The sequence below is a fragment of the Bacillus cereus group sp. BfR-BA-01492 genome, from assembly GCF_022662815.1.
Taxonomy (GTDB): Bacteria; Bacillota; Bacilli; order Bacillales; family Bacillaceae_G; genus Bacillus_A; species Bacillus_A cereus_BD.
On record NZ_JAKUEH010000009.1, the window covers coordinates 23,140 to 36,770 of the forward strand.

Sequence of the window (13,631 nt, forward strand, 5' to 3'; positions counted from 1 at the left end):
CAAATGCTAACAGTATAATGAGGGTAAGTTGTAGGTATGAATAGGAGTGAATAGTGTGTCAGAAGAAAAAATTTATGATGTCATTATTATTGGTGCAGGACCAGCTGGGATGACAGCTGCAGTTTATACATCTCGTGCGAATTTAAGTACACTTATGTTAGAACGCGGTATTCCAGGTGGACAAATGGCAAATACAGAAGAAGTAGAGAACTATCCAGGTTATGAATCCATTTTAGGACCGGATTTATCCAATAAAATGTTCGAGCACGCAAAGAAATTTGGTGCTGAATATGCATATGGTGATGTAAAAGAAGTCATCAATGGAAAAGAATATAAAACAATTATAGCAGGTAAAAAAGAGTACAAAGCACGTGCCATTATCATTGCAAGTGGGGCAGAGTATAAAAAACTTGGTGTTCCAGGTGAAAAAGAACTTGGAGGCCGCGGTGTATCGTATTGCGCAGTATGTGACGGTGCATTCTTTAAAGAGAAAGAACTTGTTGTAATCGGTGGTGGAGACTCAGCGGTTGAAGAGGGTGTCTATTTAACACGTTTCGCTTCAAAAGTAACAATCATTCATCGTCGCGATGCTCTTCGTGCACAGAAAATCTTGCAAGACCGCGCTTTCCAAAATGAAAAAGTAGACTTCATTTGGAACCACACTGTAAAACAAATTAACGAGGAAAACGGTAAAGTAGGTAGTGTTACAATTGTAGATGTAAACACTGGTGAAGAAACAGAATTTAAAGCGGACGGCGCATTCGTTTATATCGGTATGTTACCATTATCAAAACCATTTGCTGAATTAGGGATTACAAATGAAAATGGTTATATTGAAACAAATGAGCGCATGGAGACGAAAGTACCTGGTATTTTCGCAGCTGGCGATATTCGTGAAAAAATGCTTCGCCAAATTGTTACAGCAACTGGCGATGGTAGTATAGCAGCACAAAGTGTACAGCACTATGTAGAAGAGTTATTAGAGGAATTAAAAACTGTAAGAGAGAAATAAAAAATGTATTAGAAATGTTGATTTAAAAGGTAAATTCGGTCTTGTATCGAGTTTACCTTTTTTATTTTGTGCTAATATAAAAAAATTTGTTCAGTTATGAAAACAATAATTTTTTAAGAACTTTCTCTTTATAATTAAGGTAAAATATGGAATTTTAAAAATTATTTGTAAGTTAGAAAGGTCGCAATAAGAAATATGCGTGATACACTGGGGTTTTCTTAAATTATATTTTTTATAATGAACTGGAAAAGAGCTTATATGAGGGGAGTAGGAGTAAAAAAATCTGGATACTATGAGGGGGATGATATTAAAGGAATATTATTATCAAGAATATGTTTATATTCGATAAAAATAAAAAGTGAAGAATTAATTAATAGCACTTAGTAGATATAACGATATGAATACTAATATATTAAGTGAGTATTCAAAAGAAGAAAAAGTATTTTTTAATACTATTAAATCAACTATAGGATACGTGCTTAATTCATTAAAAAATAGGAAAGGTTATTTCTATTCTTAATAGGATCATATCTCTGCAACTCTGTATTGTGAAAATTACATTACATGTTATGTCAGGTAAGAGTTCTGGTTACTATACCGTAATAGGTGGTTTTTAGGGAGTGTAGATGTAATGAAAAAATATGTAAATGGAGACGATATATGAAATCAATCATTGAATTTTCAATTGGAAATAAGCTAGCCATTTGGATTGTAACGTGCTTTATTATTGTGTTTGGAATATACGTAGGTTTTTCTATGAAACTAGAGACTATACCTAATATTAATGAGCCAGTTGTAAACATTACAACTGTATACCCTGGAGCATCACCAGATACGATATTGAGTGATGTAACAGAACCAATTGAAAAAAAGGTGTCTAACCTGGAAGGGGTTAAAAATATTACTTCTACTTCTTTTGAAGGTGCTTCTACAATCGAAATTCAGTACGATTTCAAGACCGATATGGAAAAAGCAGAAAATAAAATTAAGGAAATGGTATCTGGATTGGATTTTCCTGAAGGAGTTATGAATCCAGATATAGCAAGAGCTAACTTTAATGGTTTACCTGTAATGGTGTTATCTTTAACTGATAATACTAAAAAAATAGAGGATTTAAGTGTGTTGGCTCAAAAGGAGATAATGCCTGCATTTGAAGAGGTGGAAGGTGTTTCTAAAGTTGAAATTATTGGGAAGAAAAACAAGGAAGTGGAGATTAAGTATAAACAAGATAAGCTAGATCAATATGCTTTGTCTGTAAAAGACGTAACAGCATATTTAAAAACTATTAAAACTGATATGAATTTAGGAATGCACGTACTTGATGGTAAAGAAAAAATCATAAAGGTTAATGGCAATGAAGATAGTTTTGAAAAGATAAAGGAATTACCTATTCCTATAAATTTAAAAGCACAAAATAATAATTCTAATGAAAGAGAAACTTCGGTTACTCTCAAAGAGGTTGCAGATGTAAATATTGTTCAAAAATCTCAATCTGTTTCTAAAGCTAACGGGGTAGAAGGAATTGGTATTCAAATATTACAAAGTAGTAATAGTAATAGTAATACGGTAAATGTAGTGGATGATATCAAAGATAAAATGAAAAAATTACAACAGAAGCATAACTCGTTAGAGTTTGTATCCGTTTTAGATAGTGGAGAGCCAATTAAAGAATCTGTTGGAGTGATGATAAATAAAACATTGATGGGTGCTGCTTTCGCGGTACTAATTATCTTACTGTTCTTAAGGGATATAAAATCTACAATTATTGCTGTTATTTCTATACCAGTATCACTTGTCATTTCTTTAATAATGTTAAAACAGTTAAATATGACATTAAATCTAATGACATTAGGTGCCATGACGGTAGCAATTGGAAGAGTTATAGACGATTCTATTGTAGTTATAGAAAATATCTACCGACGCATGACATTAACTGAGGAAAAATTAAGTGGAGTTAATTTAATAAAGGCAGCAACTTCTGAGATGTTTTCATCAATTATGTCATCTACTATTGTAACTATTGCAGTGTTCTTGCCATTAGGTTTAATTGATGGACCTGTTGGAGAGTTGTTTATGCCATTTGGAGTTACAATTGTATTTGCTTTATTAGCTTCTCTAGTTGTTTCAATTACTGTTGTTCCAATGATGGCGCATTTAATGCTTAAGAGGAAAGGGGAAGTTACTAAGAAAACATCTTCGAGTCGAGTAACTAAAAGCTATCATGCGATATTGAATTGGAGTTTAAATCATAAATTAATTACTTTTTGTTTAGCCAGCGCACTATTTATAGGAAGTATATTCTTAATACCGTCTATTGGAGTCAGTTTCATCGGTTCCAATGGGAATAAAATGATATTAGCAACTTACAATCCCGTACCTGGTGCTACAGACGATACAATTAAGAAGGACGTTAAAAAAGCAGAAGAATATCTACTCAAACGGGATCACATAAAGATGATACAGTCATCTTATGGAGAGGGTAATCCGCTACATCCAGCTAACAAGAAACAAGTTTTGTTTTTTATTACTTATAAAGATGGTTTAAAAGATTTAACCAAAGAGAAAGATATTATTTTTAATGATCTTCAAAAGTTGGGAATGGGTGAGTGGGGATTCAATAGTTCAGGAAATAGTAATGGGAGTGTAGATGTTTTCGTTTATGGAAAAACGATTGAAGAAATTAGACCAGTTGCAGATTCGGTGAAAAAAAGCTTGGATAATAATCAGAAGGTTACAAATGTTAAGTCGGATTTATCGGATTCTTTAAGACAGGTGAATTTTATATTAAATACAGAAAAAATGGTTTCTTTAGGAATTCAGCCAACGCAAATATATAATAAACTTGGTTCGGCTAAGGAAGAACAGATTGGTGAATTAAAAGTTGATGGGCAAAAAATACCAATTAAGACTGTGGAAAGAGATAATATAGTACACCAAGCCGAACTTACTAAACAGCAAGTTACTACAAATTCAACTCAAAAGGTAGAGTTAGGAGAAATCTTGAGTGAAGCGGAGGTGGATACCCCGGCGTTCATAACTAAGCGAAATGGAGATGTATATACAAAAATATCAGCTGAGATAACTGATAAAGATGTTGAAAAAGTTACGGAGAATATTCAAAAGAAAATCGATGAATTATCAGTACCGTCAGGAGTACAAGTTAATGTTGGTGGGGTAACAGAACAAATTGATGAGTCTTTTGCACAGATAGGAATCGCAATAGGTAGTGCAATTGTAATTGTATACTTTGTTTTAGTGGTTACTTTTGGAGGCGGATTAGCTCCATTAGCTATACTATTCTCTTTGCCGTATGCTCTAATTGGAAGTTTATTAGGTTTATTAATTACAAATGAATCAATTAGTGTCTCTGTAATGATTGGTGCATTAATGTTAATAGGTATCGTTGTAACAAACGCTGTTGTTCTAATAGATAGAGCAATTAAAAACGAGAAAAAAGGTATTCTATTAAGAGAGTCAATTCTTGAAGCAGGAGTAACTAGGTTGAGACCTATTCTTATGACTGCTATTGCTACGGTAGGTGCATTATCGCCATTGTTATTTACGGAAAATTCAGATGGTAGTGGACTTATTTCAAAGGGACTAGGAGTCACTGTAATTGGCGGACTGACATCTTCAACGTTACTAACATTAATTATTGTGCCTATTGTATACGAAAGTTTAATGAAGTTGAAATATAAATGGACAAAAAAGCGTAAGAAGAAACATGAATTTAAAATTGGTGCTTAGTGAAATATGCTAAGCCCCTCTTTTTTATAAATGAGGGATAAATAAAAATTTTAATTACAATTTATTATTTCGTTGTTTTAAAAATGAAAACAAGAAAAAAGAGGGAGTAATATGGAAGCGGTAGCTGAGGATCAGGAGTATTTATCAAATTTATTTAGAAATAAACCCTTTATTTTAATTATGATGGCAGCAGGATTTTCTAGTTTAGGTTCATCAATGTTTCTTTTTACACAGACATGGTATATAGTAAGGTTTTTAAATTTAGGAGAAGCGGTAGGGTGGGTAATGATGGGGTCGAGTGTTCCACAAATATTATTTTTATTTGTAGGAGGTGTGCTTGCTGATCACGGGAATAAGGGGAAGATTATGTTATGGTCAGATTTTATGAGAACGATTCTTGTAGTCTCTATTGTTTTATTATTCCTACTATTCACAAGAGTTCACTTTACAATATTTATTGCCTACTCTTTTTTATTTGGAATATTGAACGCATTTTTCTATCCTGCTAGGGATTCAGTTATACCATTAATAGTCGGATCATCACAATTAGCAAGAGCAAACTCTATTATTTATACGACAAATCAGTTTACAGTAATCGCAGGACCTGTAATTGCTGGGATATTAATAGGGAAATACAATTATATGATAGCATTTATATTTGTTGCTAGTATGCTACTAATAAGTACGATTATGGTTGCCTTTATTAAGATTCAGCATGATAAAAAGAAAAGTGTAGAGAGAATTAGGATTGGAACAGAAATGCGAAAGGGTATTCAATATTTACACCTATCTAATATTTTGGTATCTCTTGTATTAATTTCTATTTTAGTGAATTTTCTTATAGTTGGGCCCTTATTTATAGGATTGCCTATTTTTGTTGATACCATATTAAATGGAGAAGCATTTGACTACAGTTTTTTAGAGGCGAGTTTATCATTAGGTTTATTTATTGGATCCATTATTATGGTATTACTCAATGTAAAAAAGCAAAGAGGAAAATTAATTCTTATACTTCTTATGTGTTTATCTATAAGTTTTATAATTTTTAGTACATCGATAGAACTTTTGTATAGTGTAATTATGTTGTTTCTTGTTGGATTGTTCACACAAATGATAATAATTCCAGTAATTGGTATCATTCAAGAGTATACAGAAAAACAGTATTTAGGAAGAGTTATGAGTTTACTCACTTTAGCATCGATGGGACTAACACCGCTTTCTTATGGAGTCACATCAATACTTCTTACGTATAACATTGGGATTTCAAATATTATATTTTGGAGTGGTATTTCTTTGTTTGTTGTAGCGATTGTTTTTTATTCTTTCCGTCAAGGAATACGTTATGTTGAATAAGTTGTTCTAGAATATAAATTGTTAGGCCATAGTTAGAAATATGAAAGTTGGCAAGTATATAGTAAACAAATTTTTAATTGAGTGAATTAAAAAAAGGGAAATATAGTTTGACATACAGGAGGATAAGAAATGATTAAAAAAATTGAGCATATTGGAATTGCGGTAAATTCTTTAGAAAGGGCATTACCTTTTTATGTAGATGTCCTAAAGCTAAAATTATTAGGGATAGAGGAGGTAGTGGTACAAAAAGTAAAAGTTGCCTTTTTAGCTATTGGTGAAAGTAAATTAGAGTTATTGGAACCATTAAGTCCAGAAAGTTCAATTGCACGATTTATACAGAAAAATGGGGAGGGAATACATCATATAGCATTAGGAACAACCTCGCTTGAGGAGAGGATTCAGCATATGAAGGAATGTGGAATACAAATGATTAATGAAATACCTCAAAGAGGGGCAAAAGGTACGTCAATTGCTTTTATTCATCCTAGTTCAAGCTATGGTACATTGTACGAGCTATGTGATAAGGGGGGAGAATATGATTGATATTTACAGTAAAATAACTGAATTGTATGACAAAAAGAATAGTATTGAAATTGGAGGAGGTTACAAAAGAATAGAAAGGCAGCACCAAAAAGGTAAACTGACAGCGAGAGAACGTATAGAATTGCTACTAGATAAAGATACATTTGTAGAGTTACAACCGTTTATTGAACATAGGTGTACAGATTTTGGGCTAGATAAAAAAGTAGGTCCTGGTGACGGAGTTATCACAGGATATGGAAAAGTAAATGGCCGTCCAATTTATCTATTTTCACAAGACTTTACTGTATTTGGTGGCGCGCTCGGAGAAATGCATGCGAAGAAAATTTCAAATATCATGGATTTGGCTGGGAAAAATGGTATTCCCATTGTTGGTTTAAATGATTCAGGTGGTGCACGTATTCAAGAAGGGGTGCTATCTCTAGATGGATATGGTCAAATTTTTCATAGAAATGTGAAATATTCAGGAGTTATCCCTCAAATATCAGTGATTTTAGGAGCTTGTGCAGGAGGAGCGGTATACTCTCCAGCTATTACAGATTTTGTTATTATGGTTGAAGAGAAAAGTCAGATGTTTATTACAGGACCAAAAGTAATTGAGGCAGTAACAGGAGAAATAATTTCACCTGAGAATTTAGGTGGAGCGATGGTTCATAATAAAATCAGTGGAAATGCGCATTTTTCTGCAGTGGACGAGTATGAAGCATTGTATCTTGTTCGTACACTTCTTTCATATTTACCACAAAATTATCAAGAGAAATCACCTATAATTAAAGAAGAATCAGTGGAAGATTATCGTGAAGATTTAGCTGATATTATCCCTGATGATAAACAAAGGCCTTATGATATACGTCATGTTATTGAACAAGTGGTTGATATTACGTCTTTTTTTGAAGTGCAAAAAAGTTTTGCGGAAAATATTGTGATAGGGTTTGCTCGTATAAAAGGAGAAGTAGTTGGTCTTGTTTGTAATCAGCCGAAGAAATTAGCTGGAAGTTTAGATATTGATTCATCTGATAAAATAGCACGTTTTATTCGTTTTTGTGATTCTTTTCAGATTCCATTGATTACATTTGAAGATGTAACGGGTTTTTTTCCGGGTGTAAAGCAAGAACATAATGGTATTATTCGTCACGGTGCTAAAATTTTATACGCTTATTCTGAAGCAACAGTTCCGAAAATTACAGTGATTTTGAGAAAGGCTTATGGTGGAGCATACGTTGCATTAAATAGCAAGGCTATCGGAGCGGATGTTGTATATGCATGGCCAAATGCAGAAATTGCAGTAATGGGATCGCAAGGGGCAGTAAATATTATTTTTTCAAAGGATATTCAAAAGAGCGATAAGCCTGACATGAAACGTAGAGAGCTGGGTAAGGAATATAGTGATAAATTTGCAAATCCATATATTGCTGCAAAGTATGGGTTTGTTGATGATGTTATAGATCCAAGGGAAACACGTATAAAATTGATACAGGCACTTGATATGTTACGAACGAAGAAAGAGGAGAAAGTCATGAAAAAACATGGGAACATGCCACTTTAAATTCTTTTGCATTAAGTTGATTTTTTGTTATAAAACATACTAAGATTAGTAGCACAGACCATGGCCATGGTCTGTGCTACTAATCTTTAATAATTACAAAAAGTTTTTTTATTAGTGCATATACTTTCTATATTTAATAAGAAGTATTTTTTGATGTCCCTTCTTTAGGAAAGAATGTATAAGATAGAGAGATTACTGCGTCTATAGCTAGTATAAGTGACCAAATCCTACTTAAATTATTAAAAGCAATGTTATTAGATGGGAAATGTGGTTGCTTTTCTTCAAACCAAGTTACTAGTGTATTCCATATACTGTGAATATCGGTGAGCTGATCAGATAGTCCGAATATGGAAACCAGTATAACATGAGCTACTATATAAATAAGTAAATGGATGAAAAAATGTTTTCGTTCACTTTTTGCATGTTCTTTTCCGGATAATTTTTTAACATCCTGAAATTCAGGTATAGGATTTCCCTTCCATTTTGCAACCTTTTTTTGGATAAAAGCATCGAGTTTTCTAAAGTCAGTTTTTCCATAAGTGAGTGCATATACAATAATTATCACTATAATGGTTTGATAATTGGAAAATTTGCCTGTGTTTAAATAATCAAAAAATCCCATAGTAGCAATCCATAAATCATTTACAATAAATAGTATGAAGAATGCGATACTTAATTTTTTAAATTCAAACCAATAACGTAGTAATAAGAAGCATATAATAGAAACCCAAAATATAGCCTCAGCCATAATGAGAAATGTCCATTTATTTTCTAGAATAAAATCCATTTTTAATCCTCCTTAATCTTTTTGAAACATATCTAGCCACTTTAAATCAGCTTCTAAATGAAGCAGTTTCCCTTCAATTAGGAATGACATTCCTTCACTTTCTTTAGTAGAATCAATATTGAGCCGTAATCTTTGAAGCTGTAATATTGTTTTGATAATAGATTCTTTTTGTTGTTTAATCATGCTGGATAGTTGAGAGTAGTGTAATCTTTTTGCACATAATAACTTAAAGTAAAATTCATCTTTTAGGATTGAAGTTTCTACAGGGAGGAGAAGCCAGTTGTGAAGTTCCTCTTCCCCGCTTTTAGTAATTCTATAAGTTTTTAAATCAGATTCACTTTCTTCGTATATCTCTTCTACAAATCCATCCCTAATTAGTCGATCTATAGTCGTGTAGATTTGCCCGGTATTTAGTTCCCATTGATTGTAAACCATCGTATCAAAAGAGATTTTTAAATCATAACGATGTCGAGGGGATTGAGATAACAATGTTAATATCGCATGTTTTACTGACATATTTATTCACCACTAATCTTCTTTTAGTGCTCTATCAAGTTTAGTATTTGATGCCTTGTAAGCCGGTATAATAGCGGACAGACAGCTAACGAGAATACCGGAAATAATTGCAGTTACTAAGGTAGGAAGTGACATGGAAAATTCAATTAAAGGATCAGACGCAAGTGAAGTGTTTAAGTATATAGTAAGAATTCCTAGGATGACCCCTATAATTACACCGTTTATTCCTATAATAAGGCCTTCGTATATAATCATTTTATATACTTGGGTAGTTGTGAAGGCAACTGCTCTCATAATAGCGATTTCTCGTGTGCGATCTATTACATTGATAATTAAAGTATTTAAAATTCCAATCCCAGAAACAATGATGGCAATAATAAGTAAACCGTTAAATAAAGATTTTACACCTGGTAGAGCCCGTTTTTGTTTTTCAATTTCTTCATGTAAAGTTCGAATTTCAGAAAGTTCATTCTGGAATGTTTTCAGAAAGTTCCGTTTTATATAAGCTTCATTCTTATTATTGGTAGTTAGTATAAGTCCTTTGTAAGCCTCTATCCCATGGAAGTGAGTATCAAAGTTTTCTTTCTCCATGAAAGCGGTATAGCCACCGTATACCGAAGCGCTGACTTTCCCAACTACTTGTAGTTCCTTTGTTTTATTATTATCTTGCAAGATGGTGATAGTTTCTCCTATAGATCCGCCCCATTCTTTAAATGCATAATCACCTAATAAAATTCCATTTGTATTTTTAGCTAGCTGTTTTAATAGTTCTTTTTCTTTATGATTTGGATCATAAAATAAGGGATTTTGTTTATACCAATTTATATCTGTACTAATAATGGTGAAATTACGAGTCTCTTTTTTGGATTTCCAAATTACTTCTTTTTCTTTATAAGAGATAACCTGTTTTACACCCTCCATCTTTTGGATTTGTGGCAATATATTAGTAATAGGAGTTTCAGTTGAAAATTGTAGATTTCCACCAAAAGAACGAGTCACATCTTCACTTAAATTTTTTTCTAAGGAAGTAAAGATAGAAGAAACTAGTAGTCCTAAGCAGATAGCTAAAGCTAAAATAGCTGACATATTAGCTGATCGTTTTAATGTGAATAAAGTATTGTTACTTGCCACTTTCCCTTCGTAACCTAATATTCTCCTTCCGCCCAATGATTTTGTAATTATTCTCGTTAAAAAGGGAAACAGCAATATAATTCCTATAAACAAGAATAATATTGAACTAATATGATTAATGAAGATACCCAAAAGTGAAACAATACCGATGATAGCACGCAGCTTACTGTTTTTTACTTGTACAGAAGGCACATTTTTTAAGGTAGCAATTATATTAACTTTACTCGCATACGTTACTGGAATAATAGAAGCTAGCATAGGTATAAGGATGCCCAGGAATAGTGTTGCAGGTAAAGCAAATTGATATTGTATTGTATATGCCATATTTTCTTGAAATGAATTGAATAATGTCCCCTGTAAGATAGTAGCCAAACCAAATCCGAGTGGAACCCCAAATATTAAGCTTATACCAGCTAGCATAATTACTTCCGTAAGAAAGAACTGCTTGATTTGAAAAGGGGTATAACCAATTGTTTTCATAATGGCAATTTCATTCTTTCTCTCTACGATGTTAACATACAAAGTATTATAAAGAATAAAGGAGCTAATAAACATTGCTAATCCACCGATTGCATAAAGCATAAAATATAAATCATCTAACTGATTGGTTTGTTTTTCATCTAGAATAACCTTTTGTACTGATATAAAAGGATCAGTAATGTTAGATTTTAAAGATGTTACAGTTGATTGAGAATCTGATGTAGATTGTAATTTTAGTCGTATTTCTTGTATTTCGTTAGGAAGATGAAACCATGATTGAACAGCAGTCAATGAGGATAGTGCTCTCCAACTCTTATCACTTGCTTCCTTCCAATTATTTGGTCCTTCTAATAAAGGAGTGTTTTCAACAATAGCAGCAATTGGGACTAGCTTTTTCCCAGACGGAAGATTTAGTGTAATAGTATCTTGCACATTTACGCCCCAAATTTCAGCTGTTCTCATTGGAATGATGATTCCTTCATTATTTAGATTACCATGAATTACTTTAAGGGAAAGTAATTCATTTTGAAAAGAAGAAAGCCCTGTAACACGAATTCTAGTTTGAGTAAAACTTCGATCTTCTGTTAGATGAAAGCTAGCTTGCTTGTGAAGTACAGCTGTTGCACTACGTACTCCTTTTTCCCGTTCTGCAATATTTAATATGTCTTTCGAAAATAGGTGCTTACTAGATGAAATAGTATAATCTGCGTTTCCTGTATAGAGTTGTAGACGCTTATTTGTTATTCCTTTAGCGGTTTCTACAGTACTAATTACTGCAAACATGGTGGAAATTCCAATGATAATTGCCATGATCGTGATAAGTGCTCTTAGTTTTTTACGTATTAAGCTTCGATAAGACACTCGCCATAACATCATCAGTATCGCCCTCCGTTTTTATATCTGATTCAATTAATCCATCTCTTAGTAGAATAATACGATCTGCATAACTTGCAGCTAATATGTCGTGAGTAACCATAACGATGGTCAATCCTTTGTTACGATGTAGAGAGGATAATAATTGCAAGACTTCAGTGCCAGTTTTACGATCTAAATTTCCTGTTGGTTCATCAGCTAAGATCAACTTAGGATTCATTGATAGCGCTCTTGCAATTGATACGCGTTGTTGTTGGCCACCGCTTAGCTGAGAAGGAAAATTATTCTCTTTTCCTTCCAGTTTTACGGCTTGAATAAGAGAGGAAACTTTTTCATTAATAGCATTTTTATTTAAATGCGCAGCCTGCATAGGGAAAGCGATGTTTTCTGTAACAGTCATGTTAGGTAGTAATTGATAATTCTGAAATATAAACCCTACATTTTTTCTTCTAAATAATGTACGTTGTCTTTCGTTTAATTTATTGATAGTATTCCCATCAATAAAAATATCTCCTTCGTCAGGTGTGTCAAGACCACCAAGTAAATTTAGTAAGGTGCTTTTTCCAGAACCAGATGGCCCCATTATTGCTATAAATTCCCCTTTAGGAATCTCTAAAGTGATATCACGTAGTACGGGAAAGATCGACTCTCCAAGAAGATAATTTTTATTTATATTCTGCCCTTTAATCATAAAGTACCTCCTATTCATTGTATATACTCAGTATATACCAAGTGTATACTGAGTATATACTGGGTGAATAGAAGATGTCAAAAAAAAATGAAAATTACTTTTATTTTTGGGGGGCTGAATATAAAGATGCAATAGTTGGGAGCTGAATGGGGTGAAAAATTATATTGTTTTTTGTGCAAATGCAGGTGGAGTAACTATTCTTAACAATAAAGCTATTGAGTCTCCAATCTTCAATATGAAAATTATTTAAATTAATGTCTGTTGTTAAATAACCTGAAATGTTATTTGGCGCTTTTTGAAAACCGGTTCCCTCTGCTTTAACAATAGCTTCTTTTTGAGTCCAAAGATGATAAAATGCATAGATCTTTTCTGATTGGCTGAGTTTATGAAAATTTTTTAATTCTGTATCAGTCATAATATGGGGACTAAGTTCGTTAGGATTGAGATTAGAATATATATTCTCAATATCAATACCGATAGTTTGATATTGGGAGAAAGAAAAAGCGGCAATATCTTGAGAATGTGAGAGACTAAAATTTATACATTGATAGTTTTGTAAAGGAGATACGTGTGGCTTACCATATGAATTATATTCTAGTTTAATTTCTTGCGGGTCTAGCTTAAGGTATATACCTAATAAAGTACGTAAAATGCCACGACAAGCAATAAAAGTCTGTTTGGACTTTTGATTTATAAATTGGTTTGCTCGCATTCTTTCATCTTCTGAAAGGATGCTATTTAATAGATAGGAAGATTTATCTAATTCTAATAGCCAAACATGAACATTAGTTTCTGATAAAGCTGGAACATCCTTTAAGTAATCTTTAATTATAATCATTTTATCTCTCCTTTTAGGATTGTTTTCTTTTAACGTATTGGAAATATAAATAGGAGTCAATATAGTTATGGATTTCTTGCGCTTTATACGGATGTGTAGAATGTTGAGAAATATTAC

General features: G+C 32.6%; 9 protein-coding genes and 1 pseudogene. 5 read left to right on the plus strand and 5 right to left on the minus strand.

Annotated elements, in window-relative coordinates:
* The first annotated feature begins 55 nt into the window (after positions 1–55).
* The 5 genes and pseudogenes from trxB (at position 56) to MR063_RS12725 (ending at position 8,198) form a co-directional block, all read left to right on the plus strand.
* A complete protein-coding gene (gene trxB, locus MR063_RS12705) occupies positions 56–1,012 on the plus strand; it encodes a thioredoxin-disulfide reductase (RefSeq protein ID WP_242198233.1) in 957 nt (318 codons plus the stop codon).
* A 681-nt stretch (positions 1,013–1,693) separates the two neighbouring features.
* A pseudogene (locus MR063_RS12710) lies at positions 1,694–4,759 on the plus strand (efflux RND transporter permease subunit); the annotation flags it as partial.
* Positions 4,760–4,870: 111 nt separating this feature from the next.
* Positions 4,871–6,112, plus strand: coding sequence for an MFS transporter (locus MR063_RS12715; protein ID WP_242198237.1), 1,242 nt, complete (start codon positions 4,871–4,873; stop codon positions 6,110–6,112).
* Positions 6,113–6,241: 129 nt separating this feature from the next.
* On the plus strand, positions 6,242–6,655 hold the full coding sequence (gene mce, locus MR063_RS12720; protein ID WP_242198238.1) for a methylmalonyl-CoA epimerase: 414 nt from the start codon (positions 6,242–6,244) through the stop codon (positions 6,653–6,655).
* Positions 6,648–8,198, plus strand: coding sequence for an acyl-CoA carboxylase subunit beta (locus MR063_RS12725; RefSeq protein WP_242198240.1), 1,551 nt, complete (start codon positions 6,648–6,650; stop codon positions 8,196–8,198). The genes mce and MR063_RS12725 overlap by 8 nt, the downstream gene beginning before the upstream one ends.
* 133 nt (positions 8,199–8,331) lie before the next feature.
* On the opposite strand, the gene MR063_RS12730 is transcribed toward MR063_RS12725, so the two are convergent.
* The 5 genes from MR063_RS12730 to MR063_RS12750 all read right to left on the minus strand — a co-directional run bounded on the left by MR063_RS12730 (position 8,332) and on the right by MR063_RS12750 (position 13,514).
* On the minus strand, positions 8,332–8,985 hold the full coding sequence (locus MR063_RS12730) for a hypothetical protein (RefSeq protein ID WP_242198242.1): 654 nt from the start codon (positions 8,983–8,985) through the stop codon (positions 8,332–8,334).
* A 12-nt stretch (positions 8,986–8,997) separates the two neighbouring features.
* On the minus strand, positions 8,998–9,501 hold the full coding sequence (locus tag MR063_RS12735; protein ID WP_242198245.1) for a PadR family transcriptional regulator: 504 nt from the start codon (positions 9,499–9,501) through the stop codon (positions 8,998–9,000).
* 12 nt (positions 9,502–9,513) lie between these two features.
* On the minus strand, positions 9,514–11,922 hold the full coding sequence (locus MR063_RS12740) for an ABC transporter permease (RefSeq protein WP_242198247.1): 2,409 nt from the start codon (positions 11,920–11,922) through the stop codon (positions 9,514–9,516).
* Positions 11,923–11,947: 25 nt separating this feature from the next.
* The gene (locus MR063_RS12745) at positions 11,948–12,676 is read right to left on the minus strand and encodes an ABC transporter ATP-binding protein (RefSeq protein WP_242198249.1); all 729 of its coding nucleotides are present in this window, start codon (positions 12,674–12,676) and stop codon (positions 11,948–11,950) included.
* Positions 12,677–12,776: 100 nt separating this feature from the next.
* On the minus strand, positions 12,777–13,514 hold the full coding sequence (locus MR063_RS12750; protein WP_242198251.1) for a 4'-phosphopantetheinyl transferase family protein: 738 nt from the start codon (positions 13,512–13,514) through the stop codon (positions 12,777–12,779).
* Between the last annotated feature and the right edge of the window lie 117 nt (positions 13,515–13,631).

Bases quoted from the DNA above. Each gene is read 5' to 3' on its own strand.
- MR063_RS12750 (WP_242198251.1), bottom strand. From the start codon at position 13,514: ATGATTATAATTAAAGATTACTTAAAGGATGTTCCAGCTTTATCAGAA.
- MR063_RS12725 (WP_242198240.1), top strand. From the start codon at position 6,648: ATGATTGATATTTACAGTAAAATAACTGAATTGTATGACAAAAAGAAT.
- MR063_RS12730 (WP_242198242.1), bottom strand. From the start codon at position 8,985: ATGGATTTTATTCTAGAAAATAAATGGACATTTCTCATTATGGCTGAG.
- MR063_RS12745 (WP_242198249.1), bottom strand. From the start codon at position 12,676: ATGATTAAAGGGCAGAATATAAATAAAAATTATCTTCTTGGAGAGTCG.
- mce (WP_242198238.1), top strand. From the start codon at position 6,242: ATGATTAAAAAAATTGAGCATATTGGAATTGCGGTAAATTCTTTAGAA.
- MR063_RS12735 (WP_242198245.1), bottom strand. From the start codon at position 9,501: ATGTCAGTAAAACATGCGATATTAACATTGTTATCTCAATCCCCTCGA.
- MR063_RS12715 (WP_242198237.1), top strand. From the start codon at position 4,871: ATGGAAGCGGTAGCTGAGGATCAGGAGTATTTATCAAATTTATTTAGA.
- MR063_RS12740 (WP_242198247.1), bottom strand. From the start codon at position 11,922: ATGGCAATTATCATTGGAATTTCCACCATGTTTGCAGTAATTAGTACT.